We start from the raw sequence: 22932 nt of genomic DNA on the forward strand, positions 1-22932 counted from the left end.
CCCTGTATGACCCAGATGCCAGCGAGTGCTTCGAGCGGTGATGTGCCCGGCATGGGCCGTCGGCAGTTCATGAACCTGCTGACCTTCGGCTCCCTCACGGGCGTGGCCCTCGGAGCGCTCTACCCGGTGGTCAACTACTTCATTCCGCCCAAGGCCGCCGGCGGTGGTGGGGGCACCTCCGCCAAGGACGAGCTCGGCAATCCCGTCACCGGCAGCGGCTGGCTCAGCTCCCACAAGGAAGGGGACCGCAGCCTGGTGCAGGGTCTCAAGGGCGATCCCACCTACCTGATCGTGGAGGGCGACGACGCCATCGGCAGCTATGGCATCAATGCCATCTGCACCCACCTGGGCTGCGTGGTTCCCTGGAACGGCGGCCAGAACAAGTTCATCTGCCCCTGCCACGGCTCCCAGTACGACGCCACCGGCATGGTGGTGCGAGGACCGGCTCCCCTCTCCCTGGCCCTGGCCCATGTGTCCGTCGAAGACGACAACGTGTTCCTCAGCCAGTGGACCGAAACCGACTTCCGAAACGGCGACAAGCCCTGGTGGGCCTGATCCGCTTTCCCCGTTCGCCCCTGTCGCCCCACCCCTGATGCGCCGCTCCCTCTCCCTGCTGCTCGGTTGCCTTCTCAGCGTCACCGTGCTGCTCGGTGCCGCTTCCCCCAGCTGGGCCTACCCCTTCTGGGCTCAACAGAACTACGACAGCCCCCGTGAAGCCACGGGCAAGCTGGTCTGCGCCAACTGCCACCTGGCCAAGAAGGCCACCCGCATCGAACTTCCCCAGGCCGTCTTCCCGGACACGGTGTTCAAGGCCGTGGTGGAGATTCCCTACGACACCTCGGTGCAACAGCTCTCCGGCGATGGCAGCGGCACCGGCCTGAATGTGGGCGCCGTGGTGATGCTGCCCGATGGTTTCACCCTGGCCCCCCAGGATCGCCTCAGTGAGGAGCTCAAGGAGGAAACGGCGGGCATCTACTACACCCAGTACTCCGACGACCAGCCCAACATCCTGCTCGTGGGTCCTCTGCCTGGCGACCAGCACCAGGAGATCGTCTTCCCCCTGCTCTCCCCCGATCCGGCCCAGGACAGCAGCATCCACTTCGGCAAATACCAGCTGCACGTGGGTGGCAACCGTGGCCGCGGCCAGGTGTATCCCACCGGTGAGAAGTCGAACAACACGATCTTCAACGCCACGGCCGCCGGTACCGTCTCCGCTGTGACTCCCGCCGATGGCGGCGCCACCGTGGTGGAGATCACCACGGCAGACGGCTCCGTGATCAGCGAAACCATCCCGGCCGGTCCGACCGTGACCGCCGCCGTCGGTGAGACCGTGGCGGCCGGCGCACCGCTCACCAACGACCCCAACGTGGGGGGCTTCGGCCAGATCGACACCGAGGTGGTGCTGCAGGATCCCGTGCGGATCTACGGCCTGCTGGCGTTCTTCGCGGCCATTGCCGTGGCCCAGATCTTCCTGGTGCTGAAGAAGCGCCAGGTGGAGCGAGTGCAGGCCGCCGAAGGCATTGTCTGAGCTGGTTGGCGCCGAGCCCCTCGTCAGGCCCTTGAACGTGCTTCTTGTGTTCACCTCCCCGGGGCCCCTGGTGTTCCAGCTGGGCCCCCTTTCCGTGCGCTGGTACGGCCTGCTGATCGCCCTGGCGGTGCTGGCGGGCCTCACCCTGGCCACCCGGCTGGGCCGGCTGCGCGGCATTGAGCCCACCCTGATCGCCGACCTGCTGCCCCTGCTGGTGCTGGGAGCCGTGATCGGCGCCAGGATCTATTACGTGCTGCTCGAATGGCGCCAGTACGAGGACAACTGGGTTGAGGCCCTGGCGATCTGGCGGGGCGGCATCGCCATCCACGGCGCCCTGATCGGCGGCGGCCTCACCACCGTGCTCTATTGCCGCTGGCGTCGCCAGCCCTTCTGGCCCCTGCTCGACGTGCTGATGCCGGCCGTGGCCCTGGGCCAGGCGATCGGTCGCTGGGGCAACTTCTTCAATTCCGAGGCCTTCGGCCTGCCCACCGACCTGCCCTGGAAGCTGCAGATCCCCCTCGCCAACCGGCCCACGGAATTCCTGGATCAGGTGGATTTCCATCCCACCTTCCTCTACGAATCGCTCTGGAACGTGGGCGTGTGTGTGCTGCTGCTGGTGCTGTTCCGCCAGGGCCAGAAGGGCCGCATCTCCCTGCCGGCCGGCAGCCTCAGCTGCATCTACCTGATGGCCTACAGCGCCGGCAGGGTGTGGATCGAGGGCCTGCGCATCGACCCGCTCTGTCTGTTCTCCCAACCGCCCTTCTGCGAGGGCGGTCTGCGCATGGCCCAGGTGGTGAGCCTGCTGCTGATCGTGCTGGGTGGCCTGGGCCTCTGGTGGCTCTACGGCCGCCAGCGCCGCCTGCCTGACCCCAGCGGGGTGGTGCAGTGACGCCACGCGTCTCGATCGTGGGGGCCGGCCCCGGCGCCGTGGACCTGCTCACCCTCAGGGCGTTGCGGGCCATCGAGCAGGCCGAGGTGCTGGTGTGGACCGACTCGCTGGTGAGCCCCGAGATCGCGGCCCTGGCCCCCGAAGGCTGCGAACGCATCCGCACCAGCACCCTCACCCTGGAGCAGGTGATGGCGCTGGTGCAGGAGCGGGCCGCAGCAGGCAAGCAGGTGGTGCGCCTGCACGATGGCGATCCCTGCCTCTATGGCGCCCTGCACGAGCAGATCTGCCGCCTGGCCGATGCTGAACTGGCCGTGGAGGTGGTGCCCGGCCTCAGCGCCTATCAGGCCACAGCCGCAGCCCTGCAGCAGGAGCTCACCATTCCCGGCCTGGTACAGACGATCGTGCTCGGGCGCGCCGGCGGGCGCACCGGCGTTCCCGAGAAGGAATCCCTGGGCCGGCTGGCGGCCCTCGGGGCCTCCCTCTGCCTCTACCTCAGTGCCCGCCACGTTCAGGAGGTGCAGCAGGAGCTGCTGCAGCACTACCCCCCGGACACCCCCGTGGCGATCGGCTACAGGGTGAGCTGGCCGGACCAGTGGCTGCAGGTGGTGCCGCTCACGGCCATGGCCCAGGCCAGTGAGGAGCGGGGCCTGATCCGCACCACGCTCTACGTGGTGAGTCCGGCCCTGGCTGCCAGTGCCGAGGCCCGCTCCAAGCTGTACTCAGCCAGCCACCACCACCTCTTCCGCGGCGGAGCCTGAGGCTGCGGCGGGGCCTGAAGCCTCGGCCGTGCCGTGCAGCTCCCGCTCCAGCCTGGCCCGATCGAAGCCGCAGCCCAGCCGCGCCACGATCTGCTCCAGGTCGCGGGCGGCATTGCCCAGGCAGCAGCTGCCGCCGGGGGAGGGCGTCACGTTGAACACCAGCCCGGGGCGGGCGGGGATGCTGGCCTCCCCGAGCAGCAGGCGGCGCTGGCGCTTGTCGATCAGCTGGGGACGCACCCCGCCGTAGCCATCGGCAAAGCGCAGGTCCTCGAGCTGCATGCCCGGCACGATCTTGCGGGCATCGGCCAGGAACAGGCGCCGCCGCAGCCAGGGCACCTCGAACAACAGATTCCTGAGGATGTAGCGGCGGATGTCGCCCACCCGCAGCAGCTGCCAGGCCACGGCCAGCACGGCCCAGTCCAGGCGCAGCACCTTGAGGAACTCCCAGAAGGAGGCCAGGCGGTAGCGCTCCAGCAGCGGCAGCGGCAGGGCCGTGGGGCCGAAACGGGTCTTGCCCGGAGCCCGCACATCCGGATCGCCGTGGATGGCCGCGAAGGGAAGTTTGTCGTTCTGAACGGTGTAGACCTTGCCGTTGAGCAGATCTGGGGTGAAGTAAAAGCTGCCGGCCACCGGCAGGCAGGAGTACTCCAGGCCGTAGCCCATCTGCTGAGCCATCAGCAGGCTGTGGGCCCCGGCGTTCACCACCACATGGCGGGCCCACAGCTGCCGTTCCGCCTGGTCTGCCGCCGCAGAGCAGCCCGGGGTGGGGGTGAGCAGCACCCGGAAGCCCTCCCCCTCGGGCGTGATCGCCGCCACGGTGGTACCCAGCTGGAGCTCCAGCTGGCGTTCGCTGCCCGCCACCGCAGCGCGAGCTTCGGCCACGAAGGAGGCCGAGAGGGCCTCGTAATCGACAGCGGTGTAGCTGCCGCGAATGCCGATCGCCGCCAGCTCTTCAGGGCGTGGCTGGCCGTTCAGCAGGGCGACCCGGGGCTCCCAGGCCGCGATCGCTTCGGCATCCAGCAGCTCCATGGCCGGGAAATGGGGCGAGAAGCGCTGGAAGCGCTCCCGCAACAGGGCGCACTCCTCGCTCCCCACCCCGAGCACCATCTTCGGTGTGCGGAACACGCAGCGCTCCCGGCTGGCTGGATCGAGCAGCTCGGCGTAGCGCACGATCATCTCGGCGGTGCGCTTCACCTTCAGGGCCTTCTCCAGCGTGTAGTTGGTCTCGATGTCGCCGCAGTGGATCGTCTGGCTGTTGTTGGTGGCGCGGGAGTTGACGCTGGCCAGGGCGTCGTAGCGCTCCACGAGGGCCACCCGGCCCAGGTCGGTGTAGCGGGCGAGCTCGAACAGCAGGGCCGTGCCGCACACTCCTCCGCCCACGATCAGCACATCCACGCTTGCGTCAGCGGGGAGGGAAGCCTGCTGAGCGGCCTGGGGCGCGGACATGTGCGGGAACGGAGGGGCGCTGCTCACAGGCACATCGGAACGGCCCACCATTTTGGCTGATGCCAGCAGGCACAGGATTGGCCGATGCCGGCAGAGACAGGTTCCGGCGGTGTTTTAAGCTCCCAGGAAGGAACCGGATCCGCAGGGTCAAGGCCAAATCAACGGGCGATTAGCACAGCGGTAGCGCACTTCCTTCACACGGAAGGGGTCACTGGTTCGAGTCCAGTATCGCCCATGTCAGCGAGCCCCCAAACGGGGGCTTAGGACGGTATGGCTCCGTGGGCTGCCGTCACCACCGGTGCATCACTGGGGCACCAGTGGTGACAGTTGGCAGTCATTCCCTGCAGAATCTCCACCATTCTGGTTCCGGGGTGAATCGGCGCCCCTGCCCGCCGCCCTACCTGGATCCCTCGCTGACATGAGCGCAGACCCCATGTCCGATCTGCAACGGCTGGCCTCGTGTCTGCAGCAGGCCAGGCTGAGCCAGGGGCTGAGCCTCGAAGATCTGGCCGACCGCCTGCACATGGGCCGTGAGCAACTGCAGAGCCTGGAGAATGCCGATTCCGACAGCCTGCCCGAACCGGTGTTCGTGATCGCCCAGGCCAGGCGGGTGGCCTCGGCCCTCGGCGTGTCGATCGATCCTGAGATCCAGGCGCTGCGCGTCAGCCTTCAGGGCCGAAAACCCGCTCCGCAGCCGGCCGAAGCGTCGAGCACCCCAGCCCAACCGCTGGCGATGACTTCAGCCCCCAGCCGGTCCAGCCAGGCAGCCCGATGGCCCCTGCCCCTGGCCGCCGCAGGGCTGCTGGTCGCGCTCGGCGCCGTTGGGCTGGTCGGCTACCAGAGGCTGGTGGCGCCTGACGGCGGCAGCGGCAGCACCGCCCTGGCCCCAGCCGGCACGCCGCAACCAGCTGCCGCCTCGGCCCCAGAAAGCGCTGTCGGCGGCCCAGCACAGGCGCTGGAACCCTCAGGCGCCAGCGGTGCCGGCTCCGGCCAACTGCTGCTGCGGGCCGAGCAACCGAGCTGGCTGGAAGTGCGCAGCGCCGACGGAACCACCCTCTTCCGCGGCACTCTGGAGGGGGAGCAGTCCTTCCCGCTTGAGGCGGACCTGCAGGTGCTGGCCGGCCGGCCAGACCTGGTGGAAGTAGTGCCCCCAGGCCAGCCCAGACGCCTGCTGGGCACGATCGAGCAGGTGCGCTGGCAGCGCTTCAGGGCTCCCTCACCCTGAGTTCCAGCCCGCAGGCTTCCGCCACCACCTCACTGCAGGAGCGCAGGCTCCAGCGCTCCAGGCTCAGATCGATCGCCGGCTCTCGAGGCTCGGGAGCATGGGGCACCAGCTCCAGGTCGAGCACCCCAGCCGCGGCCGGATGCACGCGGATGGCGGCGATGCCCGCCGCGGGCCGGCGATCGAGGGCAGCGGCCAGCCTCAGCAACAGGGCCATGGAGAACACCATGCTGCGCTGATCGCGCTCCTCGATCAGCTGCCACGACTCATGGCGCTTCTTCGGCAGGCTGCGGCGGTGATAGCGGGCCATGGCCGCCACCATCAGGTGCTCCGCCTGGGAGAACCCCAGCAGTTCGCCGTGGCGGATCAGATACCAGGTGTGCTTGTGATAGGCGGAGATGTTGATGCTCTTGCCGCAGGTGTGCAGCTGGGCCGCGGCCCAGAGCAGTTCACGCCCAGCGCCGCTGTCGTGATGGAGCAGGCCCTTGCCCTGGTCGTAGAGGCTGAGGGCGTGGCCCGCCACCCGATCGGCCCGCTCCCGGTCGATGCCATAGCTCTGGGCCAGGTGCAGCACGGTGCGCTCGCGGATCGTGCTCTGGAAGCTGAAGCGATCGCCCAGGATCTGGTTGCGCAGCATCCAGTCCACAATCAAGCCCTCCCGCAGGGCCCGGTCGCACACCACCAGCTCGGGAGCACCGACCATCTCCATGGCGGTCTGCAGGATCAGGGAGCCGGGCACGATGATCTCGGCGCGGCGCTCGTTGATGGCCGAGAGCTCACGGCGCTGCTCCGGGGTCATCGCCACCAGGGCCTCAACGAGCTCATCGATGCGCTGCTTGGGCAACCGGTAGCCCTGCAGCTTGAGAGGTGGCTTGGCTTCTGCCGCTGCCGCCAGGGAGGCCAGGGCCATCGCCGTGCCACTGGTGCCCACCAGCCGGGGCTGCTCGCCAGGCTGCAGGGCCCGCTTCAATTCGGACACGGCCGGGTCCAGCGCCCCCTGGATGTAGGCCTTCAGGAAGCGCTGCCGCTCCAGGGGAAGGGGCTCCTGCTGGCAGAACTCCCGCTGCAGCCGCACAGCGCCGATGCGGGTGCTGGTGAGCACCCGGGCGTCGCGGCCGTCACCGAGCACCAGTTCGGTGGAGCCACCGCCGATGTCGAGGATCATGTGGGGCTGCTCGCCGAAGCCCATCCCCGAGAGCACCCCCAGGTAGATCAGACGGGCCTCCTCCGGGCCACTCACCAGATCCACCGACAGGCCCAGCTGGTCGTAGAGGGCCTGCACGAAGTCGCGGCCATTGGGCGCTTCGCGCACGGCGCTGGTGGCCGCCGTGACGATCTGCTCCACCTGGTGGCTCTCGGCCAGCTCCTTGTCGTGACGCAGGGTGCGGAAGGCCCGCTCGATCGAGGCAGGGCTGAGATCACCGGAGTCGGGGTCGCGCTCGCCCAGGCGGGTGGTGGCCTTTTCGGCCAGTAGCACCGAGAAGCTGCGCAGCTCCTCATCCACCTCGGCGATCAGCAGATGGATCGAGTTGGTGCCGATGTCGATGGCCGCGACCCGGCGTCGATCGGGGCGCTGGGAGGGAGGGCTCTGGGCCATCGAACCGGGGCAGCCAGGGCGCAGCCAGTTTGCCACTGACCCCGGGGCCCCTGGCCGCAGACGCCTAGCGTTCCTCACTCAACACGGTTGCATCGTCAGGGGAGGCGCATGGCAGGCTCGGCGGTGGGCAAGGAGAGCAACGCGGCGGCAGGCCCCGCAGGGTTCGGCGCCGACCTGGGCGCCTGGCTGGAGCTGCTGCGCTGGGACAAGCCGAGCGGCCGCCTGATCCTGCTGATTCCGGCGGGCTGGAGCCTGTGGTTGCTGCCGACAACCCCGCCACCGGCCTCGCTGCTGCTGGCCCTGGCGCTGGGAGGCCTGGCCGTGAGTGGGGCCGGCTGCATCGCCAACGACCTCTGGGATCGCCGCATCGATCCCCAGGTGGAACGCACCCAGCTGCGGCCGCTGGCCTGCGGCCGGGTGGGCGTGGGCACGGCCCTGGCGCTGCTCACGGTCTGCCTGGGCCTGGCCCTGGGGGTGGTGCTGTGGGGCCTGCCCGCCGGCAGCCGGGGCCTCTGCCTGCTGCTGGCTCTCGCCACCCTTCCCCTGGTGCTGCTCTACCCCTCGGCCAAGCGTTGGTTCGGCTACCCCCAGCTGGTGCTGGCCCTCTGCTGGGGTTTCGCCGTGCTGATCCCCTGGGCCGCCGCCACGGGCAGCCTGGCCGGGGGCTGGCCGCTCGCCCTGGTCTGGCTGGCCACGCTGCTGTGGACCTTCGGCTTCGACACGGTTTATGCCATGGCCGACCGAGACGACGACCGGGCCATCGGGGTGCGCAGCAGCGCCCTCAGCCTGGGGCGCCGGGCGCCGCAGGTGGTGACCCTCTGCTACCTGGCAGCATCCCTCTGCCTGGCCGCGGCCGCCTTAACCCTGACGGCCGCGGGGGAGGGCCTCAACCTGCTCGGCTGGGGGCTGGCCGCAGGGGCGAGCCTCGGCATGGTGCGTGCCGGGGTTCTGCTGCAACGGCCAGGTCAGTCCCGGGGGGCCTTCGGGCGCCATTTCCGCCAGCAGGTGTGGCTGGGGGGGCTGTGGTGGCTGGCCCTGGTGCTGGGGCGACTGGCGTGACCCTCCCGCCCAGGCAACCTCCTCCCCTGCGTCCAGGAGCCCGGGTGGCCCTGGTGGCGGCCAGCTCCGCGCTGGCGGCCAGCGATCACCTGGAGCGCCTGGAAGCCGGCATCGCCGTGCTCGAGAGCTGGGGCTTGGAGGTGGAGCGCCGCGCCCTGCATGAGCGGCGCTGGGGCTATCTGGCCGGCCGCGACGCCGAGCGCCGCGATGATCTGCTGCGGGCTGAACACGTGGGGGCCGAGCTGCTGGCCTGCCTGCGCGGGGGCTGGGGGGCGGCCCGGCTGCTGGAGCAGTCCCTCACCAGCCTTTCTCCCCGCTGGCTGCTGGGCTTCAGCGATGTCACGGCCCTGCTCTGGGCCCAGCTGGCCCAGGGGCACGGTGGTGGCGTGCACGGCCCCCTGCTAACCAGCCTGGCGGCGGAGCCGTCCTGGAGCCAGGAGCGGCTGCGGGCCCTGTTGTTCGGGGAGCCGGTGGCCGACCTGCCGGGCACCCCATGGCGGGGTGGCGTGGCCGAAGGCCCCCTGCTGGTGGCGAATCTCACCGTGGCCACCCACCTGCTCGGAACTCCCCACCTGCCCGACCTGCGCGGCGCCATCCTGGTGATCGAAGACGTGGGCGAAGCTCCCTACCGGATCGATCGGATGCTCACCCACTGGCGCCTGAGTGGCGCCCTGGGTCAGTTGGCCGGCATCGGCCTGGGCCAGTTCAGCGGCTGCGACGACCACCCACCTGGAGAGTCCGGAGCCGACCCCATCGCGATGGCGGCGCGGTTCAGCCTGGAGCAGGTGTTGCACGATCGCACCGGGGATCTGGGCATTCCGGTGCTGGCCGAGCTGCCGGTGGGCCACGAAGCCGGCAATGGGGCCCTGCCGCTGGGTGTCTGGGCCCGGCTGGACGCTGACGCCGGCCACCTTCGGCTGCTGCCCACCCCTCGGGCCTGAGGTCAGCCAGACGATCCAGCCCGCTCGGAGGCCAGCAGGGCCGCCGCCACCGTGAGATCAAACGGCGTTGTGAGCTTGATGTTGGAGGGCGGCGCCTCCAGCACGGCCACCGGCAGGCCCAGCCGCTCGAACAGGGCCGCGTCATCGGTGACGCTCCAGCCTTCGCGCCGGGCCCTGGCATGGGCCGAGCGCAACTGGTCCACCGGGAACCCCTGGGGGGTCTGGGCCGCCCAGAGTCCAGCCCGATCGGGGGTGGCCAGGATCGCCCCGACGGCGTCCACCTGCTTGATCGTGTCGGTCACGGGGGTGGCGGCAATCACCGACCGCCCGGCGGCCACCGCCGCGGCGCATCGCGCCAGCAACTCCGGCTGCACCAGGCAGCGGGCGCCATCGTGGATCAGCACGCCTGCGGCCTCGGCAGGCAGGGCCTCCAGGCCGCGGCTCACCGACTCCTGGCGGCTGTCGCCCCCCAGGATCCACTGCACAGGGCGATCCGGCCTGGCGGCCTCGATGATCGCCGCCACCGCTTCGGCATCCACCGCCTGGCCCACGATGCCGATCCAGCGGATCGCCGCGCAGGCCAGGGCGGCGTCGAGGGTCCAGGCCAGCACCGGCCGCCCGGCCACCTGCAGCAGCAGCTTGTTGCCGGCGGCGCCCATGCGGCGGCCACTGCCGGCGGCGGCGATCAACAGATGCACAGGCGTCTCCCGCGGCCAGGCGCGTCCGGAACCGCTCCATACAATCAGTCCGCCGTGACTGCCCCTCGATGCGCGCCCTGTTCCTGCTGCCCGGCGACAGCAGCCGGCAGCTCCAGGCCTTCCCTGCTGTGGCCGCCGTGGCGGACCAGCTCAAGGCGGTGGTGCAGGTGGTCTGCCCCGCTGAAGCGGTTGGTCTCTGGCGCCTGCACCCCGGCGTCAGCCGCGCCCTGCCCTTCAGCTTCGCCAACGCCACCCTCGCCGACTGGGCCAACCTGCTGGGTTCGGTGCGGGAGCCCGATTTCCAGCTCTGCATCAACCGCGCTCCCAGTCGGGCCATGGACCTGATGCTGTCCATGAGCCACATCCCCACCCGGGTGGCCAGCCAGGGCTTCTCGGCCACCGCGCTGGTGCAGGAGCCTGCAGGGGGCTGGCCTTCCCAGGCCTGGGAAACCTGGCTGCGCCCCCTGGGACTGAGCCTGAACGCCGAGGCCTTCCGCCTGCCGATCCCCCCGGCCGATCTCCAGGCCGCCGCCGCCGCCCTGCCCGCCGGCGATGGGCCCCTGCTACTGCAGGCCCCGGCGGGGGGCGTTGGCGACTGGCCACCCGAACGCTGGCAGGAGCTGCCGGCCCTGATCGCCGCCCAGCTGCCCGGGCTGCGCAGCGCCAGAGCCGGAGAGGGTTCCTGGAGCCAGCGGGCCGCACGCCTGGCCTGCGCCGATGTGGTGCTGGCCAGCGATCCGGCCAGCGTGGAGCTGGCCCTGCTGCTGGGCCTGCCGCTGGTGGCCCTCGGGGCTGCAGCCGGCGACCTCCCCCAGCGCGAGGGAGTCAAAGCGCTGGGCAACGCAGACGAGCTGTCCCAGCTCGGCAGCGCCGCCGTGCTGAGCGCCCTGGGGCTGGCCTGAGCGGCCCCCAGCCCAGCGGGTGATGGATCTCGCCATACGATCGGCGCCACTCACCCCTCCCCCTCGATGGCCGTCGCCGCTCCCCTCACCGGTCAGGTCGCCCTGGTCACCGGCGCCAGCCGCGGCATCGGCGCGGCGATCGCCCTGGAACTGGCCGCCAACGGCGCCACCGTGGTGGTGAACTACGCCAGCTCCGAACAGGCCGCGGCCGATGTCGTGGGTGCCATCGAGGCCGCCGGTGGCAGGGCCTGGGCCCACCGGGCCAACGTGGCCGAGGAGGCCGAGGTGGAGGCGATGGTGAAGGCGGTGCTGGAGCGCGAGGGCCGCCTCGACGTGCTGGTCAACAACGCCGGCATCACCCGCGACGGGCTGCTGATGCGCATGAAGACCGCCGACTGGCAGAGCGTCATCGACCTCAACCTCACCGGCGTGTTCCTCTGCACCAGGGCCGTGAGCCGGCCGATGCTGAAGGCCAGGAGCGGCCGCATCATCAACATCACCTCGGTGGTGGGGCTATGCGGCAATGCCGGCCAGGCCAACTACAGCGCCGCCAAGGCCGGGGTGATCGGCCTCACCCGCAGCAACGCGGCCGAGTTTGCCGCCCGGGGCGTCACCGTGAATGCCGTGGCCCCCGGCTTCATCCAGAGCGACATGACCGCCTCCCTCGACAAGGAGCCGATCCTCAAGGCCATCCCCCTGGGCCGCATGGGCAGCGCCGCCGAAGTGGCCGGGGCGGTGCGCTTCCTGGCCGCCGATCCCAGCGCCGCCTACATGACCGGCCAGGTGCTTCAGGTGGATGGCGGCATGGTGATGCGCTGAGCGCCGCGGCACAACCCACCGCGCCATCCGCCGGGCTCAGCCGCCGATCGGTTGGCCCAGCTCCTCCCGCAGCCGGCGGATCCGCTGCAGCAGCCGCAGCCGCCGGCTGCGCGCCGTGAGCGTGAGGTAGAGCCGCAGCGGCACATAGATCAGTGCCATGAGCAGCCCGAGCGCCGTGACCAGCACGAACACCATGGCGTTGGCGCCGCTGGCGGTGCTCAGGGGCATGGCTTCGGCTGAAGCCGTGTCAAGGGCGCTCTGAAGCAACTCGTCCAAGACCTCTGTGCGGCTCCAGGCCCCCTCACCAGACCTTATCGGTCCGTCAGGGCAGCCCGACAGTCTTTTCGGCTTTCCCTACCGGACCAGGCCCCAGGCCGCGTGGGAACCTGAAGCATTGGAACTCCTGTGAGCCGATGACCAAGCTGGTCAGCTTTTCCGACGCCTCCCGCGCCGCCCTGGAGCGGGGTGTCAACGCCCTCGCCGATGCCGTTCGGGTGACCATCGGTCCGAAGGGACGCAATGTGGTGCTCGAGAAGAAGTTCGGCGCCCCCGACATCGTCAACGACGGCGTGACGATCGCCAAGGAAATCGAACTGGAGGATCCCTTCGAAAATCTCGGCGCCAAGTTGATGCAGCAGGTGGCGAGCAAGACCAAGGACGAGGCCGGTGACGGCACCACCACCGCCACCGTGCTGGCCCAGGCCCTGGTGCGGGAGGGCATGCGCAACGTGGCCGCCGGCGCCAGCCCCGTGAACCTGCGCCGCGGCATGGAGCGGGCTGCCGCCCTGGTGGTGGAGGGCATCGCCGCCCGGGCCGTGCCCGTGGAGGGCGACGCGATCCGCCAGGTGGCCAGCGTCAGCGCCGGCAACGACGACGAGATCGGCGCCATGATCGCCCAGGCGATGGACAAGGTGAGCGTCGATGGCGTGATCACGGTGGAGGAGTCCAACTCCCTGGCCACCGAGCTCGAGATCACTGAAGGCATGGCCTTCGACCGCGGCTACAGCTCCCCCTATTTCGTGACCGATCCGGAGCGCCGGGAGTGCGTGTTCGACGCTGCTCTGATCCTGATCACCGACCGCAAGATCAGCAGCATCGCCGATCTGGTGCCGGTGCTGGAAGCCGTGTCCAAGAGCGGCCGCCCGCTGCTGATCCTGGCCGAGGAGGTGGAGGGTGAAGCCCTGGCCACCCTGGTGGTGAACAAGAACCGTGGCGTGCTCCAGGTGGCCGCCGTGCGCGCCCCCTCCTTCGGGGATCGCCGCAAGGCCTACCTGCAGGACATCGCCACCCTCACCGGCGCCACGGTGGTGAGCGAAGACCAGGCCATGACCCTGGAGAAGGCCACCCTGGCCGACCTGGGCCAGGCCCGGCGCATCACGATCACCAAGGACAGCACCACGATCGTGGCCAGCGAGGAACATCAGGCCGCTGTGACTGAGCGCATCGCCTCGATCCGTCGCCAGCTGGCCGCCACCGACTCCGACTACGACCGCGAGAAGCTGCAGGAGCGGATCGCCAAGCTGGCCGGCGGTGTGGCCGTGATCAAGGTGGGGGCCCCCACCGAAACCGAGCTGCGCAACCGCAAGCTGCGTATCGAGGACGCCCTCAACGCCACCCGGGCCGCCGTCGAGGAGGGCATCGTGGCCGGTGGCGGCACCACCCTGCTGGAACTGGCGGAAACCCTCTCCGAACTGGCTGCCCAATGCCAGGGCGATGAGCGCACCGGCGTGGAGATCGTCAAGCGGGCCCTGGCTGAGCCGGTGCGCCAGATCGCCGTGAACGCGGGCATCGACGGCTCCGTGGTGAGCGCCGAGATCCTGCGCGGCGGCAAGGGCTACAACGCCTTCAGCGGTGAATACGAAGACCTGCTGGCCGCCGGCATTCTCGATGCCGCCAAGGTCACCAGGCTGGCGCTCCAGGACGCTGTGTCGATCGCGGCCCTGTTGATCACCACCGAAGCCGTGATCGCCGACAAGCCCGAACCGCCCGCGGCCGCAGGCCCCGGCGACGACATGGGCGGCATGGGAGGTATGGGCGGCATGGGTGGAATGGGTGGTATGGGAGGCATGGGCGGTATGGGGATGCCCGGCATGATGTGAGCCGGGCTGCGCTTCCCGCCCCCCTCAGGGCTGGGCGAGCGCCCTCAGGTAGGCCGCCACCTGCAGATCGATCCCGGTGATCGCCGTACCCACCACCACCGCATCGGCCCCGTGCGCCAGCGCCGCGCGGGCCTGGGCTGCCGAGTGAATCCCTCCCTCACAGATGAGGGCCACCTCGTTGGGGAGAGAGGCCCGCAAGGGCGCCAGCAGGTCCATGGCAGGAGGGGGGCAGCTGGCGGTGTCGTCGGTGTAGCCGAACAGGGTGGTCCCCACCCAGCCGCAACCCAGCTCGGCGGCCCGCAGGCCGTGGGCCACGGAATCCACATCGGCCATCAGGGGCGCCCCCAGCTCCTGAGCGGCCCGGAGGATCAGCTCCGCCAGATCTTCGCCGCAGGGCCGCGGTCGGCTCGTGGCATCGATGGCCACCACATCGGCCCCAGCCGCCCAAACGGCCTGGATGTCGATCCAGGTGGGGGTGATGTACACCGCACTGCCGGGGTAGGTGCGCTTCCAGAGCCCCACGATCAGGGCCTCCGGGCAGCGCCGACGCACCGCACCGATGTGTTCGGGACTCTCCAGCCGCACCCCGCTGGCGCCCTGGTTGAGGCTGGCCTCCGCCATGGCCGCGATCACCTCGGGGTGACGCATGGGTGATCCCTCCGGGGCCTGCACCGACACGATCAGCCCCCGGGGCCATGGCGCCTTGGCCATGCTCAGCTCGCCTCCGGTAGCTGATCGTCATGGAGCCACGAGCGCAGGCGTGCCAGCGAGGCCGGCACCGGCGCGGGCCCTACGGTTGCAGGGGCCTGGCCGTTGGGGGTAGCCACCAGCTGGAGGCGGCGCAGCAGGGGGTCAGGATCGACCTGCTGCGCCGGCAGTGGGGCTGAATGGGCCGGGGACGAAGCTGAAGATCCCCCCCCACCGAACACCATCAGGTCGGAAGCCTGGAGGGCAGCCAGCTTCGGCTCGCCCGGCCGGGGATCAGCCACCTGGGGCTCAGCATCAGCGAGCTGCTCAGCAGCGGGCTTCAGGGCCTCAGCAAGCTGGCCCAGCTCTGCCTGCTCTTGTTCCAGATCCTCCAGCCAGGACGCGATCAGAGCCGCCCCGGACTCTGCGCCCGCGGAGTCCAGAGTTGCGGCAGAGCTAAGAGCGGCACTGAAACTGCCCATTCCCTCCAGGCCGGACGCAACCGGTGCCCAGGGATCAGCCACGGGAGCCTCGTCGATCACGTCCTTGGCCCGTGGCTCTGAGCCGGCGACCGCCACAAGAGGGGCCTGGGCCGCATCCTCGGCCGCCGGCCTCACCAGTGGCTCCACCCCCACCAGGGCGGCAAGCCAGCTGCAGGCCTCGGCGCCTTGGATGGGTTCCAGCTTGCGCTGCAGCAGGCTCTCGAGAGCGGCCACGCCGCGGCGGTGCACGAACCGCTCACCCAGGCGGCGGGCCAGGGGGCCATCGCGCTCAGCCACGGCGGCCAGGAGCCGTGCCTCCGGATCAGGGCGGTCCGGGGCGGGGAAGCGGGGAGTACGGGGCACGGGGACCGGGAATCAGGTGAGCTTGCGATCCAGCAGGGGCCGGATCAGGGCGAACAGTCCAGCGGCCAGGAGGGCCAGCACGGCCAGGCAGGTGCCGGCGGTGAGGTCTCCGTACGGAGCCTCGAGCACCACGGCGGTGAGGGAGAAATGGCCGGCGTAGGCGGCGCGGATCGGTTCAATCGCGAAGGTAAGGGGATTCAGGGCCGCAAGCCAGCCCAACCAGGCCGGCATGAAGGAAATCGGTGCCAGGGCGGTGCTGGCGAACAGCAGCGGCAGGTTGGCCACGAAGATCACCGCGATCAGTTCGATGTGACCCGGCAGGGCGAACGCCAGCCCGAGGCTGAGTGCCGTGACGGCGAACACCAGCAGCAGCAGCGTGACCAGCACCAGCAGCAGGCCACCGGCGCCCGGCCAGCCGTAGCCCAGCAGGGCAGCGGCCGCCATGATCGCCAGGCTCTGCACCAGGCTCAGGGCCGTGATGAACAGCACCGAGGCCAGCACGATCGAACTGCGCGCCCGCAGCGGCGCCACCAGGAGCCGATTGAGGAAGCCGAACTCCCGATCGAACATCACCGGCAGGCCGGCGTTGAGGGCGCCGCTGAAGGCGGTGAACACGATCACGCCGGCCCCCAGAAAGCGGCCGTAGCTCATGCCGCCCGGCAGCAGGCCGGCGGGGGCCTTGGCAAACAGAGCCCCGAACAGAATCAGCCAGATCAGGGGCTGCAACACTCCGGCGATCAGGGTGGAGGGGCGGCGCTGCAGCTGCAGGAACAGGCGCTTGGTGAGCGCCAGGGTTTCCTGGCTGATCTCGGCCAGGGCGGAGGCCTCGGGGCCGAGGGGCAACGGCGACGGAGGGCTGACCTGGCTGGACAGCGAGGCGCCGGAAGAAGAAGCAGAAGAAGTGGTGGTCATCACGGATCAGCGCATGCTCTGTTTGCGTTCGGCCTTGGGATCCCGGCTGCCGGCCACAGCCAGCTCCGCATCCATCAATGTGCGGCCCGTGGCCTGGAGATACACATCATCGAGGCTGGGCCGGCTCTGGGCCAGGGCGAACACCGGCAGCTGGGCCTCGGCCAGCTGATGCCTCAGCTGTTCCACCACCCCCTGGTGCTCCACCACCAGGTTGAGCGAATAGCCCTGGGCGCGGTTCACCACCACCTGACGCACCCCCGGGCAGGCCCTCAACAGCTCCTGCACCTGGCTGGCCTCCGCGGCATCACTGAACTCCCGCACCCGCAGGGTGACGCGATCGCCACCGAGAGCATCCTTGAGCTCCGATGGGGTGCCCTCAGCGATCAGCTGGCCCGCCTCGAGGATCGCCAGGCGGTCGGCCAGGGCATCCACCTCCTCCAGGTAGTGACTGCTCAGCAGGATCGTGGTGCCGCCATCGCGCAGCTGGCGCAGCACGGTCCAGATCGCCGCCCGGCTCTCGATGTCGAGGCCCACGGTGGGCTCATCCAGCACCAGCACCCGCGGGGCATGCAGCAGACCGGAGGCCAGATCGAGCCGGCGGCGCATGCCACCGGAATAGGTGCCGCAGCGCCGGTCGATCCAGTCGCCCATACCCAGGAGATCCACCAGCTCGGCAATGCGGCTCTGCCTCAGAGAAGGCTGCAGGTGGTAGAGGTCGCCCTGGAGCTGCAGCAGCTCGCGGCCGCTGAGGATCTTGTCGATCGCCACCTCCTGGGCCACGTAGCCGAGCAGCCGCCGCACCTGGCGGGGGTCCTGCAGGGCATCCACTCCGGCCACCCGGACGCTGCCCCCGTCCGGGGCCAGCAGGGTGCAGAGGATCCGCAGCGCGGTGGTCTTGCCGGCGCCATTGGGGCCCAGCAAGCCATAGAGCGTGCCCGCCGGCACGTTCAGGCTGAGGCCATCGAGGGCAGCCACCCTGGACGTGCCACTGCCGTAGGCCTTGCTCAACCGATCGATTTCGATCACCAGCCCCTCTCTCCCGTGGCCATCAGAGCGGTTGTGCGTCGATCAGCCGCCCAATGTAGGCAGCATCCCCAGCCCGATGGAGAACGGCTCCGCCTGGGGGAGGCGTGCCATCAGCAGCAGCAGGCTCACGCCGAACAGATAGAAGATCGACCAGCGGAACAGGGCCTTGGCGGAGGAAGGGTCGTTGGGATTGCGGCTGAGCTTGCTCACCAGTTGCAGCAGCCTGCCGTTGAAGGGCAGCACCAGCAGGCCGTAGAACAGGCCGCCACTGGGCAGCATCCAGGCCCCCAGCAGGCTCAGCGCCACCGTCAGCCAGGCATAGCTGCTGATCGCCCGGGCCGTCACCTGCACGCCTTTGACCACCGGAAGCATGGGGATGCCGACGGAGCGGTAGTCGTCCTTGAGCAGCAGCGCCAGGGCCCAGAAGTGGGCCGGGGTCCACACCATCACCAAAGAGAACAACCACCAGCTGGAGGCACCGAGTTCGCCGCTGGCCGCCGCAGCTCCCACAAGGGCGGGGATGGCGCCCGCCACCCCGCCGATCACGATGTTCTGGGGCGTGCGGGGCTTGAGCAGAGCGGTGTACAGGAGCACATAGCTGCACAACCCCAGCAGGGCCAGGCTGGCGGCCAGGGGGTTCACCCCCAGCACCAGCACCGTCACCGAGACCAGGGTGAGCGCCACGGCGAGTCCGAAGGCCTGGCGCTGGGCCAGCCGTCCCGAGGGCAGGGCCCGGCGGCTGGTGCGCTGCATGCGGCCATCGAGTTCCTGCTCCCAGAGGCAGTTGAGCACCCCTGCCGCTGCGGAGGCCAGGGCGCCGCCCAGCAGGGTGCAGAGCACCACGGGAGTGGTGATGCTGGAGCCACTCACGGCCATGCCGGCCAGGGTGGTGGCCAGCAACAGCGGAATCAGCCGGGGCTTGGCCACCTCCAGCCAGGCCGGCAGGCGCACCGAGGGGCGCACCGCAGGGGGCTGGGCCATGGGCAGGGCAGAGAGGCTCACCATGGATCAGCTCAGGGGAGAGGGGGATGGGGATGTTGAGGGGGGCCGGCCGGCCAGGCCAGGCAGCTGGCCCAGCAGGCCGGCGAGCACGGCCACCAGCAGGGCCGCACCGAGCTGGTGAGCGATGGTCACGGCGGGCACGGCGAGGGCCAGCCTCAGGGTGGTGACGCCCAGGACCAGCTGGGCCACCACCAGCAGGGCGCCGCCGAGGGCCAGCAGGCGGGTCGAGCGCGGCAGGGCAGGACAGAGGGCGGCGAGGGCGGCCACAGCCAGCACGGCACCCCCGGCCGCAGGGGCCAGCTGGCGATGCAGCAGCAGCCAGCGGCAGTCATCGCCGGCAGCCAGACAGCGATCAGCGGCCCAGTGGCTGGCCATCCAGGCCCCGAGCAGGCTCTGGCAGAACACCAGCAGCAGGGCGGCGCAGACAGCCAGGCCCCAGACGAGTCGCCAGGGCCGCTCCAGGGGAGCCGTGCCGGGCTGAGAGTGCCGCTTGAGAGCCTGCTGCAGCTTCAGGGCCTGGTGCAGCCCACTGAGCAGGGCCAGCAGGCTGAGGGCCGCAGCCAGATGAGCCGTCACCATCGAGGAGGCCAGCAGCCGGGTCACGGTGAGGGCACCAAGACCTCCCTGCACGGCCACCAGGGCCAGGGCCAGGCCGGAGGCCCAGGGAAGCCAGCCGGGCAGCTGACGGCGGCCCACCAGGCTGGCGGCGGCCATCACCAGCAGGGCGACCCCCACCACGAAGGCGTCGAGCCGGTGAAACCACTCCAGAAACACCTGCAGGTTCATCTGCCGGCCAGGCAGCAGCACGCCGTAGCAGAGCGGCCAGTCAGGGCAGGCCAGGCCGGCCTGCATGACCCTGGTGGCCCCACCGATCACCACCAGGGCCACCAAGGCCACCACCAGGTGGCCACTCAGGCGGCTGAGCTGCCCGAGCCGATCGGCCTGCCGTGGGGTCAGGTGATCAGCAGGGGAGCCGGCCTGGATGGGACCTGCCTGAGGGGACACGGCCTCGGCCGGGGCCCCAGAGTCGGGCGTCTGGGATGGCCGCAGGCCTGTCTGCATCGGAGCGAGCGCCCCAGAGTCGCTGCACGGTAGCGATGGTGCGGGGAGCGAGGGATGAGGATTCGCTCACATCGTCAATTCACAACATGGCCAGCCGCCAGCAACACCAACACCCCGCTGAGATGCGCTGATCACAACTGTGCAGGCGCAATGGCTCGCATCGGCACGGCCCTGCCCATAGGCTGATCCTCAGTACTTCCAATGCCGTGCAGATCCGCACAGCCCTCACCACCGTGCTGGCCACGACTGGCCTTGTGGGAACAGGGCTCCTGGTGGGCAATCGGGTGAACATGCTGCCGCTCGATGCGAGCAGCAACGCCGCCACCTACGATTCCCTTTTTAAGGTTTTATTCAGCATTGGCACGATGCTGTTCCTCGGCATCACCATTGTTTTGGTGTACAGCCTGCTGCGGTTTCGCCGCACCGCCGGCGACACCAGCGACGGTGTGGCCATTGAGGGCAACCTGCCCCTCGAAATCGTCTGGACTGCGATACCAGCGGTGGTCATTCTTTTCGTTGGTATCTATAGCTACGACATCTACGAGCGCATGGGCGGCATGGCCCCCCTCATGGACCATGCCGCCATGGATCACAGCGCCATGGATCACAGCACCATCGACCAGGCCGCCCTCGTCAGTGACAGCCCCGGCCCAGACCCGGAGCGCATCTGGGGGGGCATCGGCGCTGCCGCCACCCCTGATCAGACAGGCGTGGTTCCCCCGACCCTGCCGGTGGAGGTGACGGCCATGCAGTTCGCCTTCATCTTCCATTACCCCCAGGGGGACATCACCAGCGGCGAGCTGCATGTGCCGCTGGGCCAGCCCGTGGAGCTGCGCATGGAGGCCCGCGATGTGATCCACGCCTTCTGGGTGCCGCAGTTCCGCCTCAAGCAGGATGTGATTCCGGGCCAGACCACCCAGCTCTCCTTCACCCCCACCCGCGCCGGCACCTACCCGATCGTCTGCGCCGAACTCTGCGGGGCCTACCACGGCGGCATGCGCTCCAACGTGGTGGTGCATGAACGCGAGAGCTTCGACGCCTGGCTGGCGCAGAACACCCCCACCACGAGCACCTGAACTGGCGTGTTGACCGTGACCCCGAACTTTCCCCCGCAGCGTTCCAGCCGATGACGATCGCCAGTCCAGGCCCTCTGCCCCAGGAGGGTCTGCAGCCCACCGGGTGGGCCCGCTATCTCAGCTTCAGCCTCGATCACAAGGTGATCGGGCTTCAGTATCTGGTGTGCGGCTTTGCCTTCTATCTGGTGGGAGGGGCGCTGGCCGGTGTGATCCGCACCGAGCTGGTCAGTCCGATGTCCGACTTCGTGAGCCGTGACACCTACAACGAGGTGCTGACGCTGCACGGCACGGTGATGATCTTTCTGTGGATCGTGCCCGTGGTCAATGGCGGCTTCGGCAACTATCTGATTCCCTTCTACGTCGGCGCCCGGGACATGGCCTTCCCGAGGCTCAATGCCGTGGCCTTCTGGATGATTCCGCCGGCTGGCATCCTGCTGATCAGCAGCTATTTCCTGGCGGGCGCCGCTGCCCAGTCCGGCTGGACAGCCTACCCACCCCTCAGTCTCACCACCCCGGCTGCCGGCCAGGTGGTGTGGATTCTGAGTGTGCTGCTGCTGGGGGGCAGTTCCATCTTCGGCGCCATCAATTTCATCGCCACGGTGCTGAAGCTGCGCCGCCCTGGCCTGAAGATGATGCAGTTGCCGATGTACTGCTGGGCGATGCTGGGCACCAGCCTGCTGGTAGTGCTCTCAACCCCTGTGCTGGCCGGCGTGTTGATCCTGCTGAGCTTCGACATCGTGGCCCACACCGGCTTCTTCAACCCGGCCCTGGGCGGCAACGTGGTGGTCTACCAGCACCTCTTCTGGTTCTATTCCCATCCAGCCGTGTACATCATGGTGCTGCCGGCCTTCGGCCTGGTCAGCGAAATCCTGCCGGTGCATGCCCGCAAGCCCCTGTTCGGCTACACCACCATGGTGTACTCGATCATGGGCATCGTGGGGCTGGGCCTGATCGTGTGGGCCCACCACATGTTCACTAGTGGCACACCCCCCTGGATGCGGCTGTTTTTCACCATTGCCACCTCATTCATTGCGGTGCCCACGGGCATCAAGTTCTTCAACTGGATCGCCACCCTGTGGGGAGGCAAGATCGCCCTCAACTCGGCGATGCTGTTTTCATGCGGCTTCATTCTGAACTTCGTGTTCGGCGGCATCACAGGCATCAGCCTGGCCCAGGTGCCCTTCGACATCCATGTTCATGACACCTACTTTGTAGTGGGTCATTTTCACTACATCGTCTACGGAGGCACGGTGTTTGTGATCTTCGCCTCGCTCTACCACTGGTATCCGAAGTTCACGGGCCGTCTGCTCAACGAGGATCTGGGTCGCCTGCACTTCGTGCTCACCCTGATCGGCTTCCAGCTCTGCTTCCTGCCCCAGCACTGGCTGGGGCTGAATGGCATGCCCAGGCGCGTGGCGGAATACGACCCGGCCTTCACCACGCTCAACCAGGTGAGCAGCGTGGGGGCCCTGATCATGGCGATCAGCATCCTGCCGCTGTTGATCAACGTGGTGATCACGGCCAGGAATGGTGAACCGGCAGGCGACAATCCCTGGAACGCCCTGACGCCGGAATGGCTCACCTCCTCGCCCCCTCCGGTGGAGAACTGGAAGGGGGATGCCCCCCTCGTCACCGAGCCCTACGGCTACGGCACCCGTCCTGAGGCCCAGTCATGACCACCACCAACTCCTCCGACAGCTCGCTGCTGAGCAGCCCTGCAGCGGCTGCCCCAACCGCTGAGGCCAGCACCGAGGCCGACCTGCACGCCGATGTGCGCATGTTCGGCCTCACCACCTTCCTGGTGGCCGATGGCATGACCTTTGCGGGCTTCTTCGCGGCCTACCTCACCTTCAAAGCGGTGAATCCGCTGCCCGAGGGCAGCATCTACGAGCTGGAGCTGCTGCTGCCCACCATCAACACCGTGCTGCTGGTGCTGAGCAGCTTCACCTTCCACCGCGCCGGCCGCGAGATCCGCGCCAATCGCCTGGCCGCCTGCCGCACCTGGTTGCTGGTGTCCGCCGGCCTCGGAGCCACCTTTCTGGCCGGCCAGATGGTGGAGTACTTCACCCTGCCCTTCGGCCTCACCGACAACCTCTTTGCCAGCACCTTCTATGCCCTCACGGGCTTCCACGGTCTGCACGTGACCCTGGGGGTGATCTGCATCCTGATCGTGGCCCTGCAGACCCGCAGCGGTGGTCGGATCAGCGCTGAGAAGCATTTCGGCCTCGAGGCCGCAGAACTCTACTGGCACTTTGTGGACGGCATCTGGGTGGTGCTCTACGGCATCCTTTACGTGCTCTGAGCCCCTTCCAGCCCCGGGATTGTTGCCGATCAGCCTGCGGACTGGGCACAATTCAGCTCATG

At 69.2% G+C, this 22932-nt stretch carries 23 protein-coding genes and 1 tRNA gene; 14 read left to right on the plus strand and 10 right to left on the minus strand.

Going from position 1 to position 22932, the window contains the following annotated elements; all coding sequences use genetic code 11:
* Positions 1 to 6: 6 nt before the first annotated feature.
* The 4 genes from petC to cobM are packed head-to-tail and all read left to right on the plus strand — an operon-like array spanning position 7 to position 3175.
* Positions 7 to 555 (plus strand): cytochrome b6-f complex iron-sulfur subunit, encoded by a 549-nt coding sequence (gene petC, locus CyaNS01_RS10420; RefSeq protein ID WP_186697023.1) that lies wholly within the window; start codon positions 7 to 9, stop codon positions 553 to 555.
* A 37-nt stretch (positions 556 to 592) separates the two neighbouring features.
* Positions 593 to 1528 (plus strand): cytochrome f, encoded by a 936-nt coding sequence (gene petA, locus CyaNS01_RS10425; protein WP_186697024.1) that lies wholly within the window; start codon positions 593 to 595, stop codon positions 1526 to 1528.
* Between the two features lie 31 nt (positions 1529 to 1559).
* The gene (gene lgt / locus CyaNS01_RS10430; RefSeq protein ID WP_186697025.1) at positions 1560 to 2417 is read left to right on the plus strand and encodes a prolipoprotein diacylglyceryl transferase; all 858 of its coding nucleotides are present in this window, start codon (positions 1560 to 1562) and stop codon (positions 2415 to 2417) included.
* Positions 2414 to 3175 carry a precorrin-4 C(11)-methyltransferase gene (cobM, locus tag CyaNS01_RS10435; protein ID WP_186697026.1) on the plus strand — a complete coding sequence of 254 codons (762 nt, stop codon included), beginning with the start codon at positions 2414 to 2416 and terminating at the stop codon, positions 3173 to 3175. The genes lgt and cobM overlap by 4 nt, the downstream gene beginning before the upstream one ends.
* Here the strand turns inward: cobM and CyaNS01_RS10440 are convergent.
* The gene (locus tag CyaNS01_RS10440; RefSeq protein ID WP_255460029.1) at positions 3137 to 4570 is read right to left on the minus strand and encodes an FAD-dependent oxidoreductase; all 1434 of its coding nucleotides are present in this window, start codon (positions 4568 to 4570) and stop codon (positions 3137 to 3139) included. The two genes, cobM and CyaNS01_RS10440, sit on opposite strands and share 39 nt — an antisense overlap.
* Before the next feature lie 214 nt (positions 4571 to 4784).
* Here CyaNS01_RS10440 and CyaNS01_RS10445 point away from each other — a divergent pair.
* Positions 4785 to 4856: transfer RNA gene (locus CyaNS01_RS10445), tRNA-Val, on the plus strand.
* 183 nt (positions 4857 to 5039) lie between these two features.
* Positions 5040 to 5846 carry a helix-turn-helix domain-containing protein gene (locus CyaNS01_RS10450; protein ID WP_186697028.1) on the plus strand — a complete coding sequence of 269 codons (807 nt, stop codon included), beginning with the start codon at positions 5040 to 5042 and terminating at the stop codon, positions 5844 to 5846.
* Here the strand turns inward: CyaNS01_RS10450 and CyaNS01_RS10455 are convergent.
* Entirely contained in the window at positions 5827 to 7440 is a 1614-nt protein-coding gene (locus CyaNS01_RS10455) for a Ppx/GppA phosphatase family protein (protein ID WP_186697029.1), read from the minus strand. The genes CyaNS01_RS10450 and CyaNS01_RS10455 overlap by 20 nt on opposite strands.
* A gap of 108 nt (positions 7441 to 7548) precedes the next feature.
* Between CyaNS01_RS10455 and CyaNS01_RS10460 the strand changes: the two genes are divergently transcribed.
* Entirely contained in the window at positions 7549 to 8499 is a 951-nt protein-coding gene (locus tag CyaNS01_RS10460) for a 4-hydroxybenzoate polyprenyltransferase (protein ID WP_186697030.1), read from the plus strand.
* Positions 8496 to 9440 carry an LD-carboxypeptidase gene (locus tag CyaNS01_RS10465; protein ID WP_225875637.1) on the plus strand — a complete coding sequence of 315 codons (945 nt, stop codon included), beginning with the start codon at positions 8496 to 8498 and terminating at the stop codon, positions 9438 to 9440. Before CyaNS01_RS10460 ends, CyaNS01_RS10465 begins: the two co-directional genes overlap by 4 nt.
* Before the next feature lie 2 nt (positions 9441 to 9442).
* Here the strand turns inward: CyaNS01_RS10465 and ispD are convergent, their stop codons facing one another.
* Positions 9443 to 10138 (minus strand): 2-C-methyl-D-erythritol 4-phosphate cytidylyltransferase, encoded by a 696-nt coding sequence (gene ispD, locus CyaNS01_RS10470; RefSeq protein WP_186697031.1) that lies wholly within the window; start codon positions 10136 to 10138, stop codon positions 9443 to 9445.
* 68 nt (positions 10139 to 10206) lie between these two features.
* Between ispD and CyaNS01_RS10475 the strand changes: the two genes are divergently transcribed.
* The gene (locus CyaNS01_RS10475; protein ID WP_186697032.1) at positions 10207 to 11040 is read left to right on the plus strand and encodes a glycosyltransferase family 9 protein; all 834 of its coding nucleotides are present in this window, start codon (positions 10207 to 10209) and stop codon (positions 11038 to 11040) included.
* Positions 11041 to 11106: 66 nt separating this feature from the next.
* The gene (gene fabG / locus CyaNS01_RS10480; RefSeq protein ID WP_186697033.1) at positions 11107 to 11859 is read left to right on the plus strand and encodes a 3-oxoacyl-[acyl-carrier-protein] reductase; all 753 of its coding nucleotides are present in this window, start codon (positions 11107 to 11109) and stop codon (positions 11857 to 11859) included.
* A 36-nt stretch (positions 11860 to 11895) separates the two neighbouring features.
* Here the strand turns inward: fabG and CyaNS01_RS10485 are convergent, their stop codons facing one another.
* The gene (locus tag CyaNS01_RS10485; RefSeq protein ID WP_186700889.1) at positions 11896 to 12087 is read right to left on the minus strand and encodes a hypothetical protein; all 192 of its coding nucleotides are present in this window, start codon (positions 12085 to 12087) and stop codon (positions 11896 to 11898) included.
* A gap of 185 nt (positions 12088 to 12272) precedes the next feature.
* Between CyaNS01_RS10485 and groL the strand changes: the two genes are divergently transcribed.
* The gene (gene groL / locus CyaNS01_RS10490; protein ID WP_186697034.1) at positions 12273 to 13958 is read left to right on the plus strand and encodes a chaperonin GroEL; all 1686 of its coding nucleotides are present in this window, start codon (positions 12273 to 12275) and stop codon (positions 13956 to 13958) included.
* A 24-nt stretch (positions 13959 to 13982) separates the two neighbouring features.
* On the opposite strand, the gene CyaNS01_RS10495 is transcribed toward groL, so the two are convergent.
* The 6 genes from CyaNS01_RS10495 to CyaNS01_RS10520 are packed head-to-tail and all read right to left on the minus strand — an operon-like array spanning position 13983 to position 19435.
* Entirely contained in the window at positions 13983 to 14669 is a 687-nt protein-coding gene (locus CyaNS01_RS10495) for an N-acetylmannosamine-6-phosphate 2-epimerase (RefSeq protein ID WP_186697035.1), read from the minus strand.
* Positions 14670 to 14671: 2 nt separating this feature from the next.
* Entirely contained in the window at positions 14672 to 15490 is an 819-nt protein-coding gene (locus tag CyaNS01_RS10500) for a hypothetical protein (protein ID WP_186697036.1), read from the minus strand.
* A 12-nt stretch (positions 15491 to 15502) separates the two neighbouring features.
* On the minus strand, positions 15503 to 16402 hold the full coding sequence (locus tag CyaNS01_RS10505; protein ID WP_186697037.1) for an ABC transporter permease: 900 nt from the start codon (positions 16400 to 16402) through the stop codon (positions 15503 to 15505).
* Between the two features lie 6 nt (positions 16403 to 16408).
* Positions 16409 to 17431 (minus strand): ATP-binding cassette domain-containing protein, encoded by a 1023-nt coding sequence (locus tag CyaNS01_RS10510; protein ID WP_370561831.1) that lies wholly within the window; start codon positions 17429 to 17431, stop codon positions 16409 to 16411.
* 39 nt (positions 17432 to 17470) lie between these two features.
* Complete coding sequence (locus tag CyaNS01_RS10515; RefSeq protein WP_186697039.1) at positions 17471 to 18433, minus strand: heme o synthase; 963 nt, start codon at positions 18431 to 18433, stop codon at positions 17471 to 17473.
* A gap of 3 nt (positions 18434 to 18436) precedes the next feature.
* A complete protein-coding gene (locus CyaNS01_RS10520; RefSeq protein WP_370561506.1) occupies positions 18437 to 19435 on the minus strand; it encodes a heme A synthase in 999 nt (332 codons plus the stop codon).
* 263 nt (positions 19436 to 19698) lie between these two features.
* Between CyaNS01_RS10520 and CyaNS01_RS10525 the strand changes: the two genes are divergently transcribed.
* From CyaNS01_RS10525 to CyaNS01_RS10535, 3 genes are read left to right on the plus strand one after another with little or no spacing between them, the layout of a single operon-like run.
* Entirely contained in the window at positions 19699 to 20568 is an 870-nt protein-coding gene (locus tag CyaNS01_RS10525) for a cytochrome c oxidase subunit II (RefSeq protein WP_186697041.1), read from the plus strand.
* A gap of 50 nt (positions 20569 to 20618) precedes the next feature.
* Positions 20619 to 22244: a cytochrome c oxidase subunit I gene (gene ctaD, locus CyaNS01_RS10530; RefSeq protein WP_186697042.1), complete on the plus strand. Its 1626-nt coding sequence runs from the start codon at positions 20619 to 20621 to the stop codon at positions 22242 to 22244.
* The gene (locus CyaNS01_RS10535) at positions 22241 to 22870 is read left to right on the plus strand and encodes a cytochrome c oxidase subunit 3 (protein WP_186697043.1); all 630 of its coding nucleotides are present in this window, start codon (positions 22241 to 22243) and stop codon (positions 22868 to 22870) included. Before ctaD ends, CyaNS01_RS10535 begins: the two co-directional genes overlap by 4 nt.
* Positions 22871 to 22932: the final 62 nt, after the last annotated feature.

This window comes from Cyanobium sp. NS01, from assembly GCF_014280235.1.
In the GTDB taxonomy this organism is placed as follows: Bacteria; Cyanobacteriota; Cyanobacteriia; order PCC-6307; family Cyanobiaceae; genus NIES-981.

Bases quoted from the DNA above. Each gene is read 5' to 3' on its own strand.
- CyaNS01_RS10505 (WP_186697037.1), bottom strand. From the start codon at position 16,402: ATGACCACCACTTCTTCTGCTTCTTCTTCCGGCGCCTCGCTGTCCAGC.
- CyaNS01_RS10495 (WP_186697035.1), bottom strand. From the start codon at position 14,669: ATGGCCAAGGCGCCATGGCCCCGGGGGCTGATCGTGTCGGTGCAGGCC.
- CyaNS01_RS10535 (WP_186697043.1), top strand. From the start codon at position 22,241: ATGACCACCACCAACTCCTCCGACAGCTCGCTGCTGAGCAGCCCTGCA.
- CyaNS01_RS10475 (WP_186697032.1), top strand. From the start codon at position 10,207: ATGCGCGCCCTGTTCCTGCTGCCCGGCGACAGCAGCCGGCAGCTCCAG.
- ctaD (WP_186697042.1), top strand. From the start codon at position 20,619: ATGACGATCGCCAGTCCAGGCCCTCTGCCCCAGGAGGGTCTGCAGCCC.
- petA (WP_186697024.1), top strand. From the start codon at position 593: ATGCGCCGCTCCCTCTCCCTGCTGCTCGGTTGCCTTCTCAGCGTCACC.
- CyaNS01_RS10450 (WP_186697028.1), top strand. From the start codon at position 5,040: ATGAGCGCAGACCCCATGTCCGATCTGCAACGGCTGGCCTCGTGTCTG.
- CyaNS01_RS10515 (WP_186697039.1), bottom strand. From the start codon at position 18,433: ATGGTGAGCCTCTCTGCCCTGCCCATGGCCCAGCCCCCTGCGGTGCGC.
- petC (WP_186697023.1), top strand. From the start codon at position 7: ATGACCCAGATGCCAGCGAGTGCTTCGAGCGGTGATGTGCCCGGCATG.
- CyaNS01_RS10455 (WP_186697029.1), bottom strand. From the start codon at position 7,440: ATGGCCCAGAGCCCTCCCTCCCAGCGCCCCGATCGACGCCGGGTCGCG.
- CyaNS01_RS10460 (WP_186697030.1), top strand. From the start codon at position 7,549: ATGGCAGGCTCGGCGGTGGGCAAGGAGAGCAACGCGGCGGCAGGCCCC.
- CyaNS01_RS10485 (WP_186700889.1), bottom strand. From the start codon at position 12,087: ATGCCCCTGAGCACCGCCAGCGGCGCCAACGCCATGGTGTTCGTGCTG.
- fabG (WP_186697033.1), top strand. From the start codon at position 11,107: ATGGCCGTCGCCGCTCCCCTCACCGGTCAGGTCGCCCTGGTCACCGGC.
- groL (WP_186697034.1), top strand. From the start codon at position 12,273: ATGACCAAGCTGGTCAGCTTTTCCGACGCCTCCCGCGCCGCCCTGGAG.